Annotated in this window: 9 protein-coding genes, 3 pseudogenes and 1 CRISPR repeat array; of the genes and pseudogenes, 2 read left to right on the forward strand and 10 right to left on the reverse strand. The window is 65.3% G+C overall.

The annotated features are described in order from the left end of the window. Positions 1-37 precede the first annotated feature (37 nt). Positions 38-2,514: a CRISPR direct-repeat array (repeat unit 29 nt; unit sequence GAGAGCCCCACGCACGTGGGGATGGACCG). A 226-nt stretch (positions 2,515-2,740) separates the two neighbouring features. The 9 genes and pseudogenes from cas6e to xylB all read right to left on the reverse strand — a co-directional run bounded on the left by cas6e (position 2,741) and on the right by xylB (position 13,063). Beyond that, positions 2,741-3,436 (reverse strand): annotated as a pseudogene (gene cas6e / locus TF1_RS04285) (type I-E CRISPR-associated protein Cas6/Cse3/CasE). After that, on the reverse strand, positions 3,411-4,148 hold the full coding sequence (gene cas5e, locus TF1_RS04290) for a type I-E CRISPR-associated protein Cas5/CasD (protein WP_016188723.1): 738 nt from the start codon (positions 4,146-4,148) through the stop codon (positions 3,411-3,413). The pseudogene cas6e and the gene cas5e overlap by 26 nt, the downstream one beginning before the upstream one ends. Then, positions 4,145-5,338, reverse strand: a pseudogene (cas7e, locus tag TF1_RS04295) (type I-E CRISPR-associated protein Cas7/Cse4/CasC). Before cas7e ends, cas5e begins: the two are co-directional and overlap by 4 nt. Positions 5,339-5,504: 166 nt before the next feature. Continuing rightward, positions 5,505-5,978 (reverse strand): annotated as a pseudogene (gene casB, locus TF1_RS15760) (type I-E CRISPR-associated protein Cse2/CasB); the annotation flags it as partial. Continuing rightward, complete coding sequence (gene casA / locus TF1_RS04305; protein ID WP_061783665.1) at positions 5,975-7,642, reverse strand: type I-E CRISPR-associated protein Cse1/CasA; 1,668 nt, start codon at positions 7,640-7,642, stop codon at positions 5,975-5,977. The pseudogene casB and the gene casA, both read right to left, overlap by 4 nt. Next, positions 7,632-8,882, reverse strand: coding sequence for a hypothetical protein (locus TF1_RS04310; protein ID WP_340147988.1), 1,251 nt, complete (start codon positions 8,880-8,882; stop codon positions 7,632-7,634). Before TF1_RS04310 ends, casA begins: the two co-directional genes overlap by 11 nt. A 192-nt stretch (positions 8,883-9,074) precedes the next feature. After that, positions 9,075-9,644 (reverse strand): DUF4352 domain-containing protein, encoded by a 570-nt coding sequence (locus TF1_RS04315; RefSeq protein WP_038043725.1) that lies wholly within the window; start codon positions 9,642-9,644, stop codon positions 9,075-9,077. Between the two features lie 838 nt (positions 9,645-10,482). Beyond that, positions 10,483-11,640, reverse strand: coding sequence for a xylose isomerase (xylA, locus tag TF1_RS04320; RefSeq protein WP_011292029.1), 1,158 nt, complete (start codon positions 11,638-11,640; stop codon positions 10,483-10,485). Positions 11,641-11,668: 28 nt separating this feature from the next. Beyond that, positions 11,669-13,063: a xylulokinase gene (xylB, locus tag TF1_RS04325; RefSeq protein ID WP_011292030.1), complete on the reverse strand. Its 1,395-nt coding sequence runs from the start codon at positions 13,061-13,063 to the stop codon at positions 11,669-11,671. Positions 13,064-13,216: 153 nt separating this feature from the next. Here xylB and TF1_RS04330 point away from each other — a divergent pair, with 153 nt between their 5' ends. Both TF1_RS04330 and TF1_RS04335 read left to right on the forward strand, forming a co-directional pair. Next, positions 13,217-14,470, forward strand: coding sequence for an ROK family transcriptional regulator (locus TF1_RS04330; protein ID WP_011292031.1), 1,254 nt, complete (start codon positions 13,217-13,219; stop codon positions 14,468-14,470). A gap of 251 nt (positions 14,471-14,721) precedes the next feature. Further along, the gene (locus tag TF1_RS04335; protein WP_011292032.1) at positions 14,722-15,306 is read left to right on the forward strand and encodes a hypothetical protein; all 585 of its coding nucleotides are present in this window, start codon (positions 14,722-14,724) and stop codon (positions 15,304-15,306) included. 49 nt (positions 15,307-15,355) lie between these two features. On the opposite strand, the gene TF1_RS04340 is transcribed toward TF1_RS04335, so the two are convergent. Further along, on the reverse strand, positions 15,356-16,478 hold a 1,123-nt coding region (locus tag TF1_RS04340; protein ID WP_156482482.1), incomplete at its 5' end, for a glycoside hydrolase family 3 protein.

Here is a 16,478-nt window from a genome sequence, read left to right on the forward strand (position 1 = left end):
ACCGCGGCGACGCCGTCGAGGGGTGGGTTGGGCATGTGAGAGCCCCACGCACGTGGGGATGGACCGTTCTATGGGCCACCCACCACCAAGAAGACGGAGAGAGCCCCACGCACGTGGGGATGGACCGTCTGTCAGCTGCTGGGGTTGCGTGACGTGCGCGAGAGCCCCACGCACGTGGGGATGGACCGGCATGCGGGGATGACGTGCGTGGGGATCCCGTGAGAGCCCCACGCACGTGGGGATGGACCAACTTAAGAAGGAAAACCCCCCTACCCCCCGCCGAGAGCCCCACGCACGTGGGGATGGACCGGCGTGACGTTCCCCGCGGCCCGTTCCTGAGCACGAGAGCCCCACGCACGTGGGGATGGACCGCAGCAGTTCGATTTGCTCCTGTTTCTGAGAGCGAGAGCCCCACGCACGTGGGGATGGACCGTCGGTGGCGGCGCACAACCTGCTGTGCACCGCGAGAGCCCCACGCACGTGGGGATGGACCGCGGGCACCGCACGCTCGCAACTGGGAGGACCTGAGAGCCCCACGCACGTGGGGATGGACCGCGTTCAGCAAGCTCTTGTTGGTAGAAGTGCTGGAGAGCCCCACGCACGTGGGGATGGACCGCCCAGGCCGCCTACCGTCGGGCATCCCGACTGGAGAGCCCCACGCACGTGGGGATGGACCGTCGGTTTTCGAGGGTGAGGATTTGACGCTCGAGAGAGCCCCACGCACGTGGGGATGGACCGGGGCAGTACTGGCTGCGATCCACATCATTTTTGAGAGCCCCACGCACGTGGGGATGGACCGGTATCTTCGATACCACAGCGCCGCGCACGCGCGAGAGCCCCACGCACGTGGGGATGGACCGCCGACCTGACACCTTGATCATGTACTTGCCGCGAGAGCCCCACGCACGTGGGGATGGACCGATCCACCGAAACGGGAAAGGCCGGGAGCGCACGAGAGCCCCACGCACGTGGGGATGGACCGGGGTGAATCACCCCGTTGAACCGGCTTCGATCGAGAGCCCCACGCACGTGGGGATGGACCGATGCCGACGCGCTGGCTGCGCTCGGCCTGGTGGAGAGCCCCACGCACGTGGGGATGGACCGACCAGTACGACCTTGGGGATAAGCAGGAATTCGAGAGCCCCACGCACGTGGGGATGGACCGACACCCACAGGATTCACCTTGTGGGTGTCTGCGAGAGCCCCACGCACGTGGGGATGGACCGATCGTCACCGCTTACCGTGCCCCGCTGGTTTCGAGAGCCCCACGCACGTGGGGATGGACCGCCCCTCATATGCGATACTACGGCCCTTGACACGAGAGCCCCACGCACGTGGGGATGGACCGGCCTGGAGTCAGCGGCAACTCCAGGCCTTTAGGAGAGCCCCACGCACGTGGGGATGGACCGCCCTCATCCGTCTAGACGCCGCCTACCACGGCGAGAGCCCCACGCACGTGGGGATGGACCGAGGAGTCCTGCCGTTTTCCGGCAGTGACTCAGGAGAGCCCCACGCACGTGGGGATGGACCGGAGTAGCGATGGCTGTCATCGTCAACCCCCGCAGAGAGCCCCACGCACGTGGGGATGGACCGACGAGGTCCCCGGGAATCTCCTGCCCCCGCTGTGAGAGCCCCACGCACGTGGGGATGGACCGCGGCCTTAGACAGGCTGGTGGATGCGGGTGTAGAGAGCCCCACGCACGTGGGGATGGACCGGCCCCGAACAGATCGACGAACTTCGGGCCCTCGAGAGCCCCACGCACGTGGGGATGGACCGGTCAGCACCGAGAGCGCGGAGCAGGCCCGAGCTGAGAGCCCCACGCACGTGGGGATGGACCGCGTTGGAGGAGATCGTCACCGTGGTGGTGGCGGAGAGCCCCACGCACGTGGGGATGGACCGCAGCACCTGGATGTTGGGGATGGTCTCAGCCAGAGAGCCCCACGCACGTGGGGATGGACCGCGGCCTTAGACAGGCTGGTGGATGCGGGTGTAGAGAGCCCCACGCACGTGGGGATGGACCCCGGTCCAACACACGGGCAACATCGGACGGAGTCGAGAGCCCCACGCACGTGGGGATGGACCGCGGAGTTCCGGTGCCGCGCCTGCGGCCACCAGGAGAGCCCCACGCACGTGGGGATGGACCGAGGAGCGGTTGGCGCATGCGCTGCGAGCCCGTGAGAGCCCCACGCACGTGGGGATGGACCGAAGGCCGCCGCATCTACGTGCGCTGCGGCTACGAGAGCCCCACGCACGTGGGGATGGACCGTCTCGATCAGCCACTGCGCCGCCTCACTGGTTGAGAGCCCCACGCACGTGGGGATGGACCGGACGCGGACGCGCTCACCATGGCGTTAGGCCCGAGAGCCCCACGCACGTGGGGATGGACCGGTGATGACCACGACGAACCAGCTCCATCCAGACGAGAGCCCCACGCACGTGGGGATGGACCATGGGGGCGCCCCGCCGACGTTGGGCGGGGCGCGGGAGAGCCCCACGCACGTGGGGATGGACGGCCGCGCACGCTCCCTCGGCCGCCCCGGTGGGGGCGCAGGACCCCAGTGATAAGACTCCGATGGTGGCGGAGGGGATGTGGGTGGTCCCTTCGCCGTCCTCCGCGGTAATGGCGTTGGCGTCGCGGCGCACGGTACCCCGTCCTAGGTAGGCGAAGGGCCACCGGCCAGATGCCCGGGTGAGTTCACGCAGACTGGAGGCGCACCGTTTCCCGGTAGTGCTCCCCGGTCAGCCCACTGGGGCCAGGGTCATCAGGCCGCATCCGTAGGCTTTGGCGCGACCTATCCCCGAGATGAGCGCGCGACGTAGGGCGTCGGGGTCGGTGACTTCGAGCCGACCGTCGAAGGTCACAGTGACAAGAGAGACCGGACGGCCTTTTCGAGCTCCTTTAGAGAAGTTCCAGTCGCGACGGTTGTGGACGATCAGTTCGTGTTCGTCGCCTTCGGGAAGGCGACGCTTTTCCGCAGGTTTCTCCACTACCCGGAATCCCGCAGCGTCTTGGCGCTGCAGCAGCCACTATTTTTGATAGCGCTGGGTGAGGTGTGCGGTGAGTTTAGTGGGTTCCCCGGCTTTGCGGCGGATGCTGTGCACAGGGTTGGCAGTGAGCCGGAACGCCCACACGTCTCCTTTTGCTAGGCGGGACAGAAACGGAGTATAGTCGTAGCTTTCCCACGTGGGTTGGGTTGGCCACCCGGCCTGCTCCACGAGGTGGGTCAGGTCAGGTTTGGGCGGGCTGACGATGTAGAGGAACACTTCAGCCCTGGAGGTGCGGTCGATTCGCCACAGCACACGCGGGCCGTCGGTGTCGCTGGGCAGCAGGGTCGGGAAAGAGCTCATGACGGCGGCGTGCATAGCTTGCGGGGAGGCCAGCAGTTTACGTGCCCCGCTACGCGCGGTGTTAAGGCGAAAGCGGGTGAGGTACATGAGGTTCTCCCAGGAGTGGGGTGGGGTCGTGGTTGGGCGGTGTGGTCTTGCGTGCCTGCGGGTTAGGCACGGTGACTGTTAACGTGCGTACGCCGCGCAGGGCGTAGCGGCGATGCACCGGGTCGAAGCTGATTGGCAGGTCACGCAGGCTGTCGGCACCAGGATCACCCGGGGGCGCGTCGACGAGAAGGTCGAGGGGGACCTCCGGAAGGTCGCGTAGTTGGCGCTGATACCAGTTGGCGGCATGCCACTTTTCTTCTGCCAACACTTGTTCAAGCGGTTTTCCGCTGTGCACGCCCAGGTTGATCGGGCGGGAGGGTGGGCAGGAGCGCCGCCCCAGGTAGGGCAGGTACACGGGGTGCTGTACTGCCTGGTGCAGGGTGTCGATGAGGGTGTCTTCGCCTTCGACTGCTGCCACGAACACAGCGTCCGCCAGGTAGAAACGTTCGGACACCGGCATGGATTTTCCGGTGTCGAGGTGTATAGCGGTCTGGAAGTCGCGGATGCGGGTGCCGCGCTGGTCGACGCGTACGCCGAAGCGCAGGGCAGCCAGGTCGGACAGGTCGTCGGTGCGTTCGCGGCCTTGGGCGGCGGCGAGCAGGCCGAGGACACCGCTTTTGGTAGGGGCGTGTTCGGTGGTGCGCCGCGTGAAGCGGGAGGCGGCCCCCCACGCCTGCAAGGGGCCGGCCAACAGTAGTGTCAGGACTTTCACCGGTCTGCCATCCGCTGTGCGACTGCTGAACCGACGGCGGTGACGAGTTCGGAGAGGGTCACCTGTGCGCCGGGAAGACTGGTGAGTGCCTTGGTGTTGGGTCCCACGCAGACCAGCCATGTGTCGGTGTCGTCTTTGACTCCGTAGGCGTGTTCGATCTCGGGGATGTAGGTGGCTAGGCGTTCGCAAGCCTGTTTCAGGTATCCGCCGGCGTTTGTGGCGGTGACGGGTTCTTCGAAAGCGCTAGCGAAGCTCACCGGGCGGGAGGTGCGGATTTTAGCGATCACCACGTCGGGGAGGGTGTGGTTGCCGAAGGTGTTGATCTTGCCGGTGGGCATGGATTCAACGAAGCCGCGGATGAACGCTTCAACGGCACGGCGTAGCGGTTCGGTGAGAGGCTCGTCTTCCCGAAGCCCTTCGCCGAGGTTCTTGCGCAGCAGATCGACGTCGAGGGCAGCGTAGCGGTAGAGGGTGGCGGCGTTGAATTCGATGGTGCCGATCATGCCCGCGCCAGTTTCACTGTCGGGGTTGCGGTCGTCGACAGCGGTGTAGTAGTCGAATTCGTTCTCTACCGCGTGCACGCTGATCGCGTGGGCGACTTGGGCGGCGGCGTCGACGTTGATGTCAGCGCCGTCGGCGACCATGCGTCCGAACAGGGCGATGTCGACGGAGTGGCGGGTGTCGGCGATCTCTTTAGCCCGCTTTTTGTTGTCTTTGTCCTTGAAAAACGCCTTGATGTCGGCGCGGCCTTCGAGAGCGAGTTCAGCCAGGCCATCGAGCTGGCGGTTGCTGAGGAACATCAGGTAGGAGGATTCGGGGGCCGGAGCGGCTTTGCCTTCCTTCTTTGCTGTGTCGGCTTTGCGCTTGGGCACTTCGATCTTGCTACCGGTGGCGGCCTGAATGGTTTCCGCGGCCAGGGTCCAGGCGTTCTGCTCGTCGATGGAATCGTCGTGGCGGCGGATCCGTTCGGCCAGCACTTCAGCGACCCGCTTGGTGCGCACACCGAGGTCTTCCGGGGGGAGCAGGGTGTTGAAGGCCATGCGGGTGGCGCGTTTCCACGCCTAGCTGGACACGCGGGCGCGGCGCACCCCGCCGTAGTTGGCGGTCTTGGGGGCGCCGGTGTCGTCCCGGTTGAGGTTGCTGGGCGGGACGGTCTGCAGGATGTGCAGGTCGAGAATGGTGCGGTTCATGAGTTGTCCTTTTCGGTCGTCGTGGTGGAGTCAGGGTTTTGGGTGGTCTTGGGCCGGTAGGCGTGGAATCCGCGTCCCCAGGCAGTACGGACGCGTTGTGCTCCTTGGGGGTGCGGAACTGGTAGAGCTGGTCAGCGAGCAGCCCGTAGTCGAGGGGGATGGCGTCGCGGCGCAGCAGGGTGACGATTTCGCGCAACCTCTGAGCGAGAGCTTTATACGTGACGGCGTGGCCGACTTGCATAAAGCGTTTGCGGAGCGGTTCGTCGATTTCGCTTGAAGGCATGAGTCTGCGTACTGCCTCACCCAGTCCCCAGCCACGTTGGTGCATGCGGTCGTCGCGGCGTGACTGTTGGTGGATGGCGTAGAGGGTGAGGGCGATGTGCGCGGAGTTCTCCGCGACTTCCATGTCTTTTTCTTTGAGGGGAGGGGCGTCAGCGTAGAAACGGTCGTCGAGGATGAGCCCCCACAAGTCGGGGGTGTCCCCGATTTCCTTGCCTGCTCCTCTGCGGAGGCGCGCCAGGGTCGCTACCGCGCGGGGATTGTCGAGGCGGTAGCCTTCCTGGATTTCTCGGACCCGTTGGTCGACGAATGTTCCCACCCATGTCAAGGAGATGGTTTTCGGGGTTTCGGTGGTGGTCACGATGCTGCCTCACCTGTCTGTTCACTGGTGGCCATGGGAAGCTCCTTTTTCAGTTCGGCGCGGAACTTCAGATCAGCTCGGGAAGCGTTGAGCCAGACATCGGTGTTTTTGCCCTTGATGACCCGGCCGTTCCATGCAGCTTCCCCTGCTTCTGCAACGAGTTGCCTGCCAAGGTCGCTGATGATGCGGTGGGCTTTCTGCTGCCAGGCGCGGCGTCTTTCGGTGGCGTCTGTGCCGGGGGCGAGGGTGGCCAGCCAGGTTCGAAAAGGACCGTCGAGCATGCCGAATCCGCGATCACGTGCTGCAGCACGTGGGGTTTCGGGGTCAGCTCCGGCCGCTTTCGCGAGGTCAGCGGCGAGGCCTCCGAGGACGGTGACTGCTTTTTCGGCGTCTTCCACTGCTTTGATCGCGGTGCGCCCCAGGCCGCTGTCGCGTTCGTGGAGCAGGACCACGGCCATGGCCACGTGGTCGTCGACGATTTCGTCGATGACGGCCTGCTGGGTTCCGTAGGAGACGCCGATGAGCCGGGTGCGGATGAAGTAGTCTTCGGGCAGGAAGCCTTCGTTGACGAGACGTGCCACCCAGTCGAGGATGCGGGGGCGCACGATCGCTGCGGCTTCGCCACGCTGTTCAGCTCCACTTGCCTCCCCGGCCACGAGGGCGCCGAGGCCCCGCCAGGCGCTGCGTGTCGGGTCGTGTTCGCGCGGCAGGTAGACCTGTGGCTTTTTCAGTTTCTTCTCTTGGGCTGGGCTGCGCCGCCAGGCGGTCATCGGTTCGTGGTTGTGCTTGTTGCGCGGGGCGAGCGGATCGCCGTAGGCGAGCAGAACCCCGTAAACACCGTCGGCGTCGTAGTGCAGTCGGATACGGCGGCTTTGCCAGGTGTAGAGGTCGCATAGACCGTACGGGCGTTGGGCGAGTTCTTCGTCGTCTGCGGGGGCGGCGGTGGTGGGTGGCTGCCGCCAGGCCGGGCGGTCCTCGGGGGTAACTATGAGGTTGTCGGTGTCGAACGCCACCAGGTTGAGCAGCAGTGTCTCGTACAGGTTGGCGCCTTCGACCAGAATGCCACCGAGGTTTCCGGCCCAGCTAACTCCTTGTGGGTAGCCTTTGCCGCCTTTGGCCCGAGGGTCTCCTACAGCACCGGATTTGATGCCGGAAGTGTCGTAGGCGTGGGCGTGGACTAGCCAGCGGGCGGCTTCAGCGAAGCTGAGGCGGTCCACGCCGCGGGCCCGCATGGTGAAGAACAGCTCCCCGTTGGGGACATCGGCGACGATCCGATCTAGGGAGAACACGTCGTTCTTCTGGGTGTGCAAATCAGCGACCTGGAAGAACGGAGTGGTGGGGTGCAGCAGGTCAAAGCGGTGGTAGTACTGCTCCAGGTATGAGGCAATGCAGTCGAAGGGCAGCTGTTGTTCTGCCTCGTCTTGCGTCCACAGTTCAGCCCACTCGTCGGAGTCTTCTGGGCCGCCAATCGCGTCGTGCAGGATCGCCAGTAGGAGCCGTAGGAGGGCGAACTCTTGGGTGGGCACGTCGCCGACGAGTCGGCGCAAAAGTGGCGCCTGTTTAAAGACTTCGAGCAGCGACAGTTCTTTTTCGGTGCCGTCCCGGTATTGCACGGGCAGCCACGGCTGCGTGATCAGGTTAAAGGAGGGTGCGTCAGTTGTCACGGTGGACCTCAAGGCCGTTGGCACGGGTGTAGCGGAGTTCGTAGCCCGCCAGGTGGCTACGACAGTTCTCGTCGAGAAACAGGATCAGTTCGCCTGCCAGCCAATACGCTTCTTTCGTTTGCCACGCCGGGATGCAGTTGGCTTCAAGCTCGGCGATGACTTGGTCAAGAACTTTGGCTGTGGAACTGAATTGGTAGGGCAAGCGCAGCGCTGAAGAAGCGACGATGCGGGCAAGCCGGACAGGAGGAGCAGCATCGGTGGGCAGTTTCAACCCGCCGCGGTTCTTGCCTAGCCACGGCAGGGTGGTGAGCGTACCGTCGGCGCGCCGCTGCACGACGAGGACTTCCAGGGTTTCCTGACTGTCACGGACTTGGGCGGCACCGCGGCGAGTGTCGTCGGCGTCTCCCAACCCGGCGTTTACCCATCCGGTCAGGGGTTGTCCGGGTTTCTTCACTGGTCCGAGGAGGAAGTCCCTGGCACGGCCGCACTGGTCGGCTTGGTGGGCGTCGTCGGCGATTCGGGCTTTTTCCAGGGTTTCCTGCCATTCGGCGGGGCCGACCGTTTCGGAGCCGTAGGCTGCCTGCACCAGCGGGTGGATAGCGTCCGGCAGGCGGATCGCTTGTCCTTGCCCAGCAGTCTCGGCGAGGTAGGGTTCCAGGACCGCCAGGGAGCGCAGCAGTGGATAGTCCCGGTAGATGGTCCGAGAGCCTTTCACTGGTTGGGGGACCCTGGTTGTCCAGTCCACCCCGGTGATCAGGCAGCGCGCGGCGCGCAGCCGCGGGGGACGCTCGCACTGCTCTTTCCCGCGCTGGTGGCGGTGCAGGCGGCCCATCCGCTGCAACAGCAGGTCGATTGGTGCGAGATCGCTGACCAGCAGGTCGAAGTCAACGTCTAAAGACTGTTCCACTACCTGGCTGGCGACCACAATGTGTTTTGTGGGGCGGCTGCCTCCCGCTTGCGGGACTTTGTCGGGGGAGCCGAAGGTTTCCAGTAGCCGCGTGTCGTTCTCGACCCGGTCCGCATCCACGAAACGCGCGTGGGCGACGCTCACCTGGTCGTTCCCGAAACGCTGGCGCAGGTGGGCGGCGGCCTCGTGGACTCGGTCGACCGTGTTGCGGACGACTAGGGCACAGCCGCCCTCGGCGAGCTCTTCTTCCAACCGGTCCGCGAGTGTGTCCAGGTCGTCGTCTATGCGTTCCAGCCACACGGTGGTGCCGCGGCCTGAGGCGGCTGGCGCCACGATAGTGAGCCCCACGCACGTGGGGATAGACCGTCTTTTCCCCTGAAGCCTGTACTGTGAGACACGGATAGGTTTCGAAAACGTTAGACCCTGTCACTCGGTGTAACAGGGTCTACTTTTCTGCGATAGAAAGCTGGTTTACAGGAAGGCATCGCCTTCTGCGGTGCCGCAGCCGCAGTAGCCTCCGCTCAGCTACTTGACATCCACGCGGACCCCTGTGGAGAAACTTCCCTCGCCATTGACGAGCAGGTGCGACAGCTCGAAAGCCTTTGGCACGTCAAATGCGAGTTTTCCTTCGACTTCCACTCCAGGATTCACTACCTCAAGCCAGTCAATTCCAGACGAGGCTGACACGTCCCGCCGATACATGGCTCCCTCAGTGTCTATGAGCACCTGATCGCCGTCCTCAAAATACTCTGGGCCGCTGCTAACGTTTTTTACGCGGAGTTCAACCACCACGTACTGGCCCTGCGGAACGTGTGTTCTGTAGCTTTCAGCGATCTCGGTAACCCCCTCCTCGACGCTCAGCACAGTGATCTCCCAATCGCCGTGTGTCACAGCGTCGCCCACCGTGTATGACTCTTCTTCCTCAGTCGGGGTCGATGCCGAAGAAGTTCCACCGCTACCGCTGCTGTTACTGCCGCTGTTGCTACTGCTGCTGCTCGCCACGATTCCCAGGAGTATCACGGAAACGATGAACAGAAACAGCACACCGCCGCAACCGCCACATCCGAATAGCGCGATCTTTGCACCTGTGGACATGCCCTGCTGGGGCGGCGGCTGGGGCGGCTGATATGGGGGATGCATCGTTGCCTCCGACTGATAAAAAGTCAGCGACTGGTGAAGCCAGCCCTCTAGGGAAGAAGTTCCTTCGAGGAAGGGAATGATTGCTGTGACACGCCTCTACTCATAGAGAGTGCGCTGGCTTCAACTTATCTAAGATCTGTTTCTTCCTGTCCCAACTGCCTAAATATCCCCATTTTTGATGAGGGCCTGGTGGAAGCCAGTTACTGCGCTGCATGTTTTCAGCCACCGCACACTCTTCCTGGACACGGAAAGTTATCGGAGATATCCAATTCGAACATCCTGCTTCCGAGGGCTTAGTCGCCGGAATGGCAAGTTTTCGGCAGCTAAGCTCCGTTTCCCCAGTAGCGCAGACAGCAACGGAATGGGCGCTCTGCTCTGACCAAGTTCTGATTCTCCTGAACGAGGTGCCGTGTTGCAGCGGGCAAGTGGGGGTGTATCGGTTGTGGACAGAACGGCTCCCTGCCGGAGACAGAAGCACGTGCTGCTGTAGTGGTAGACCCGTGGGAGATGAGGCGCGGTCCGAAGAGCGTGGTGAGAAGACTCTTGTCGAAAAATCCCCTGATGCTGGCGTGATTCCTCGGGACAGCGTTGTAGGCAGATCCGCTACGTGATGCAGGTGGCGAACTTCTAGAGAGAAGACGAATACCCCGCACGGGCTAGGCCTGGGGCTGGTGGCAGGCGGGCCCGTGCGGGGTGGAGGTGAGGATCCGCCCCAGTGTGCTCTCCGCGCCCCCGCTGCGGAGAGCGGTGGGCGGCCTGCGCGGCCGCCCACGTTGACGGGGCGGAATAGTGGTTAGCGCACGCCCAGGAGGTAGTCGAGGGCGAGCTGGTCGAGGCGTTCGAAGTGGTAGCCGCGCTGGGCCACTTCGTCCAGGTTGATGTCTTCGGCGAGCAGGTCGTCCAGGGTCTCCCCTTCGGCGAGGGTGGACTGCTCCAGTTCGAAGACCCGGGCGGCTTCCATGGCTTCGCGGACTTCGGGGTCGGCGCGGAACGCTTCAGCCTTCTCCTTGAAGATGAGGTAGTTGCGCATGCAGTTGCGTGCCGCTTCCCACACGCCGTCGACGTCTTCGGTGCGCGGGGTCTTGAAGTCGAAGTGGCGCGGTCCGTCGTAGCCACTGCTTTCCAGCAGGTTGACGAGGAAGAACGCGTCGCGCACGTCGCCGGCGCCGAAGCGCAGGTCCTGGTCGTATTTGATGCCGCGCTGGCCGTTGAGGTCGATGTGGAACAGTTTGCCGTGCCAGAGGGCTTGGGCGATGCCGTGGGTGAAGTTGAGTCCGGCCATCTGTTCGTGGCCGACTTCGGGGTTGAGGCCGACCATTTCGGGGTGGTCGAGCTCGTTGATGAAGGCGATGGCGTGGCCGATGGTGGGCAGGAGGATGTCGCCGCGGGGCTCGTTGGGTTTGGGTTCGAGGGCGAACCGCAGGTTGTAGCCCTTGCTGCGGACGTATTCGCACAGGATGTTGAAGGCTTCGCGCAGGCGGTCGAGCGCGGCGGAGATGTTCTTGGCGGGTTCGTATTCGGCGCCGTCCATGCCGCCCCAGCACACGTAGGTGCGGGCGCCGAGTTCCGCGGCGCGGTCGATGTTGCGCATGACCTTGCGCAGGGCGTAGCGGCGCACGTCGCGGCTGTTGGAGGTGAAGCCGCCGTCGCGGAAGACGGGGTGGCTGAAGAGGTCGGTAGTGACCATGGGGACGGTCATGCCGCTCTCTTCGAGCGCCCGGGTGAAGCGTTTGATGATGGCGTCGCGTTCCGCGGGGGTGCTGTCCGGCGGGAGGAGGTCGTCGTCGTGGAAGGTGATGCCGTAGGCGCCGAGTTCGCGGAGTTTCCAGACGACGTCGACGGGGTCGAGTTGCGGGCGTACGGCCTTGCCGAAGGTGTTGTGGCCGCGCCATCCCACAGTCCACAGTCCGAAGCTGAACCGGTCCTCGGGTGTGGGCTGGTAGTTGCTCATGTGGGCCTCTTTCGTTGTCGGTTTGGTTTTACGGTTCGAGTCGGTTTCGGGCTTCGGCGTAGCGTTCGCGTACCTGCGGGGTGGGGTCGGCTTCGCTGACGACGGTTCCGGCGTCTTCCCATTCGGGTGGGGTGGGTTTGCCGGAGAGTGCCCAGGCTGCTTGGCGGGCGGCGCCGTCGGCGACGTATTCGCCTTCGGCTGGGATGGTGACGGGGCGGCCGAGGATTTGGGGGGCGATGGCGCGGACTGCGGCGGAGCGGGCGCCGCCGCCGATGAGGAGGACACGGTTGACGGGGACACCTTGGTGGACGAGGGCGTCGACGGCGTCAGCGAGGCCGCAGAGCATGCCTTCGACGAAGGCGCGGGCCAGGTTGGCGGGGGTGAGGTTGGCTCGGGTGAGGCCGTCGAGGCGGCCGGTGGCGTTGGGCAGGTCGGGGGTGCGTTCGCCGTCGAGGTAGGGCAGGAGGACGAGGCCGCCGGCGCCGGGGGGTGCGGTGAGGGCGAGTTGGTTGAATTCTTCGAGGGTGACGCCGAGCGCAGCGGCTCCGGCGGTGAGGACGCGGGCTGCGTTGAGGGTGCAGACGAGGGGGAGGAAGCGTCCGGTGGCGTCGGCGAATCCGGCGATGGTGCCGGTGGGGTCGGCGGTGGGTTTTTCGGCGACGGCGAAGGCGGTTCCGGAGGTGCCGATGGAGACGACGACGTCGCCGGGTCGGGCGTTGAGGGCGAGTGCGGCGGCCATGTTGTCGCCGGTGCCGGGGCCGACGACGTCGATGGCGGGGAGTTCGGGGGTGGTGACGCTGCCGACGACTTCGGCGGGGGCGGCGACTCGCGGGGTGCGGAGTTCGCGGCCGAAGGCGAGGGTGAGCAGGTCGGTCCGGTAGGTGTTGGTGGCGGGGTCGTAGTAGCCGGTGCCGGAGGCGTCGCCGCGGTCGGTGACGGGTTCGGTGGCTTGGGTAAGGCGTTGGGTGAGCCAGTCGTGGGGCAGGAGGATGCTTTCGGCTCGGGCGGCGTTGTCGGGTTCGTGTTGGGCGAGCCAGCGGAGTTTGGTGACGGTGAAGCTGGCGACGGGGACTGAGCCGACGGCTTGGCTCCATGCGGCGGGGCCACCGAGTTCGTTGATGAGGTCGGTGGCGGCGTCTGCGGAACGGGTGTCGTTCCACAGGAGTGCGTCGCGGACGGGGGTGCCGTCGGCGTCGAGGGCGACCATGCCGTGTTGCTGGGCGGCGATGGAGATGGCGGCGACGTCGTCGAGGAGGCCCCCTTCGGCGGCTTTGAGGAGGGCATGCCACCACACGTGGGGGTTGACTTCGGTTCCGTCAGGGTGGGGGGCACGGCCTTGACGGATGAGGGCTCCGGTTTCTGCGTCGCGTACGACGATCTTGGTGGATTGGGTTGAGGAGTCAACTCCGGCGACGAGCGGCATGGTGCCTCTCTTTGGTGGGACTGCTGGACATCTATTAGTTTTGTGTTTGAACGAATTGATTGTCAATCCTTGCCTGGACGGTAACGAGCAGACTGGTAGGAAAGCGTGGTGGAGGAACGCCGTGGCGGGCGTCAACCGGGAGGGAGCCATCGCATGGTGGGCGCTACCGAGGGACCGGCTGGTTTCCAGGCGGTAAGGGAGACCAACTTGGGGATCGTGCTGCGCACGATCCGGACGAGTGCTCCCTGTTCCCGGGCGGTGGTTGCCGCGTCGACAGGGTTGACGAAGGCTACTGTGTCCAGCTTGGTGGCTGAGTTGATCGACCGGGGTCTGGTGTGTGAGACCGGGTTGGTCAACGAGCGTCGGGTGGGGCGTCCCGGCATGATGTTGACGATCAACGGGTCGACCCTGGTGGCTCTCGGGCTTGAGGTCAACGTCGACTATCTCGCGTTGGCGGCGTTGGACCTGTTGGAGCGCGAGGTGCTGACGCGGCATGTGGCTTTCGACGCTCGGGCTGCCGGTCCTGAGGAGTGCGCGAAGCAGCTCAAGACGCTGCTGTTGGAGACGGTTGCGGACCCTTTGCTACGGGATCGTCCCCTGCTGGGGGTGAGTGTGGCGATTCCCGCGCTCGTCGATGTGAGTTCGGGGACGGTCACGAATGCTCCGAACTTGGGGTGGCGGAATTTCCCGTTGCAGCAGCGGCTCACTGAGCTGCTGGCGGATACTCCGCTGGCGGGGGCGCCGGTGCGGGTCGACAACGACGCCAATCTGGGTGCGGTCGCCGAGTACCGGGGCGGGCATCTGGCGCGCACCATGGACTTGGTGTATTTGACGGGTGAGGTCGGTATCGGCGCGGGTGTGCTGATGAACGGTGAACCGTTGCGCGGGGCGAGCGGGTTCGCCGGGGAGGTCGGGCATATTCCGCTGCTCAAGGACGGGCCGGCATGTGCGTGCGGGCAGGACGGCTGCTTGGAGGCGTTGGCGGGGTTGGATTCGATCCTGCGCCGCGCGGTCCCTGACCTGGTTCCGGAGGGGCCGGTGCGGGGCAGTGTCGTGGAGTCCTTGGTTGCGGAGACGGTGCGCCGCGCGGAGTCAGGGGATGCGACGGCGGTGCAGGCGTTGGAGGATGCCGGGGAGTGGCTGGGGCGTGCCGCAGCGACTCTGGTGAACTTGTTGAATCCCAGCGCGATTATTCTCGGCGGGTATTTTGTGCCGCTGTCGCCGTGGCTGTTGCCGTCGTGCCGGGAGGCGATGGCTGCGTATTCTTTCGCGCCGAACAGTGGGAACTGCCGGATTGAGCCGTCCACGTTGGGGTTGAGTGCGGCGGCCCGCGGCGGCGCTATGGCGTTGATCGATGCGTTGGATACCGGGTTGTTGCCGTTGCCGCCGGGCAGTAGTGCGGCCTGACCGGTAAGGGGGTGGCGGCTGCGGGGCCCGGTCTGGTGGTTTTCGGGGTGGGGCCGTCTGGACTGGGTGCGGCGGTGTTCTGCTGGTACGGGGCAGGCTCGCGGTCGTGCTCCTCGTGTTGTGCCCTCAGGATTGGTGCCGCAGGACGGGGCGGAAGGGGAATTCCATACGTGTTTCAGTGATTGTTTTGGTGTTCCTGGGCTAGGGGCCGCTCGAACTTCGAGCCTGTTTCTCACCTGGAGGCGCCTGCAATGCAGATGCAGATGATGCAGATGGCCCAGCGCAACACTGTGATACGCGGCCTGCACGATCTGGGGTTGGCCGCGTGGTTCGGCGGCTCCTTGATGGGGGCGGTCGGTTTGAACAAGGCCGCTGAGCAGGAGGCTGACCGGCTCGACGAGTCGATCCGGATTTCTGGCGCGGGGTGGGACAAGTGGGCGCCGCTGAACCTTGCTGCGATCGGCGCGCATCTGCTCGGCGGGGCTGGCCTGTTGGGGGCGAACCGGGAGCGGGTCATGCACCAGAAGGGGGTGGCTGCTTCGACGATCGCGAAGACAGCGGTGACGGCGGCGGCGCTGGGTGCCACCGCGTATTCCCGGATGTTGGGGCGGCGTGCTGAAGAGGCAGCGTCGGAGACGCCTGGGGGCGCGCCGTCGGCGAACTCCGAGTTGGAGGACACGTCCCGGAAGCTGCGGGTGGCGCAGTGGGCGGTGCCCGCGTTGACGGGCGTGTTGGTGGTGCTCAACGCGTTGCACGGGGAGCAGCAGAAGGCTGGTCAGCAGAAACTGGGCTTCATGCGCACGATGGGTTCCCGTTTGGGGTGGAACATGGCGTGAGCTCGGATGGTGGGGCGGCACTCCCGTGGGGGTGCCGCCCCACCTGTTTTTAGGACAGGTCGATCCAGGCGAGGGCGGTACCTGCGGCTTCGAACACGATGTAGAGGTCGTGTCGGCGGGTGACGCTGTCGACGGGGATGCGGACTTCGGTGAAGTCGAAGTGGTCGGTGGCGGCGGGGATGTCGGCGGTGGCGACGGTGGGGCCGCTGATCGGGTTGTCGATGCGCAGGGTGAGTGTGCCTGGCTGGTCGGTGTTGGCGCAGATGACGGCTTCCTTGGGGGCGGGGGTGAAGTCCACGTCGAGGAAGGCGATCCAGGCGCCGGGTTCGGTGGCGCGTACCGCGTCTCCGCGGTCTTTGGCGGCGGCGCACAGCACGACGCCGTGGTATTCGTCGTTGTCGGCGGCGTGGAGCCGGGTGGCGGGGCGGGGGCCGATGGGTTCGCCGGGGACGTTGAGGGGGGCGCAGACCCGCAGGTCTTTGGCGGAGCGTCCGAGGTGGACGGTGCGGGGTGCGTCTTCGACGACGAACCGGGATCGGGTGACGTCCCAGATGGCGAGCGCGTGGATGGGGAAGTCGATGCGGACGCGGCGGGATTCGCCGGGGTGGAGGGCGACGCGGGCGAATCCTTGGAGTTTGCGGAGTGGTTGTTTGACGCGGGAGACCCGCTGGTGGGTGTAGCACTGGACGACTTCTTCACCGAAGCGGTCGCCGGTGTTGGTGACGGTGACGTGGACGGTGACGTGGTCGTCGGTGACGTGGACTTCAGGGTCGGTGTAGTCGAAGGTGGTGTAGCTGAGTCCGTGCCCGAAGGGGTAGAGCGGGGAGCCGAGGTAGTACAGGTAGGTGGCGTCGTTGGCGATGATGTCGTAGTCGAACAGGTCGGGGAGTTCGGCTGCGGAGCGGTACCAGGTTTGGGTGAGGCGTCCGGTGGGGTCGGCGTCGCCGAAGAGGACGTCGGCGAGGGCGCGCCCGTATTCTTGGCCGCCGTGGGCTGACCAGAGGATGGCGGGGATGTGTTCGTCGGCCCACACGATGCCGAACGGGTAGCCGCTGGTGAGGACGAGGACGGTGGCGGGGTTGGCGGCGCGGACGGCGCGGAGCACTTTTTCTTGGGCGGCGGGCAGGTCGAGATCGGTGCGGTCTTCGGTTTCGCGTCCGTTGACGAGGGGG

The organism is Thermobifida fusca NBRC 14071 = JCM 3263 (genome assembly GCF_001592045.1).
GTDB lineage: Bacteria > Actinomycetota > Actinomycetes > Streptosporangiales > Streptosporangiaceae > Thermobifida > Thermobifida fusca.

What these genes read in the sequence shown, in the direction of transcription:
- TF1_RS04315 (WP_038043725.1), bottom strand. Translation starts at nt 9,644, where the DNA reads ATGTCCACAGGTGCAAAGATCGCGCTATTCGGATGTGGCGGTTGCGGC.
- xylA (WP_011292029.1), bottom strand. Translation starts at nt 11,640, where the DNA reads ATGAGCAACTACCAGCCCACACCCGAGGACCGGTTCAGCTTCGGACTG.
- xylB (WP_011292030.1), bottom strand. Translation starts at nt 13,063, where the DNA reads ATGCCGCTCGTCGCCGGAGTTGACTCCTCAACCCAATCCACCAAGATC.
- TF1_RS04330 (WP_011292031.1), top strand. Translation starts at nt 13,217, where the DNA reads ATGGTGGGCGCTACCGAGGGACCGGCTGGTTTCCAGGCGGTAAGGGAG.
- TF1_RS04335 (WP_011292032.1), top strand. Translation starts at nt 14,722, where the DNA reads ATGCAGATGCAGATGATGCAGATGGCCCAGCGCAACACTGTGATACGC.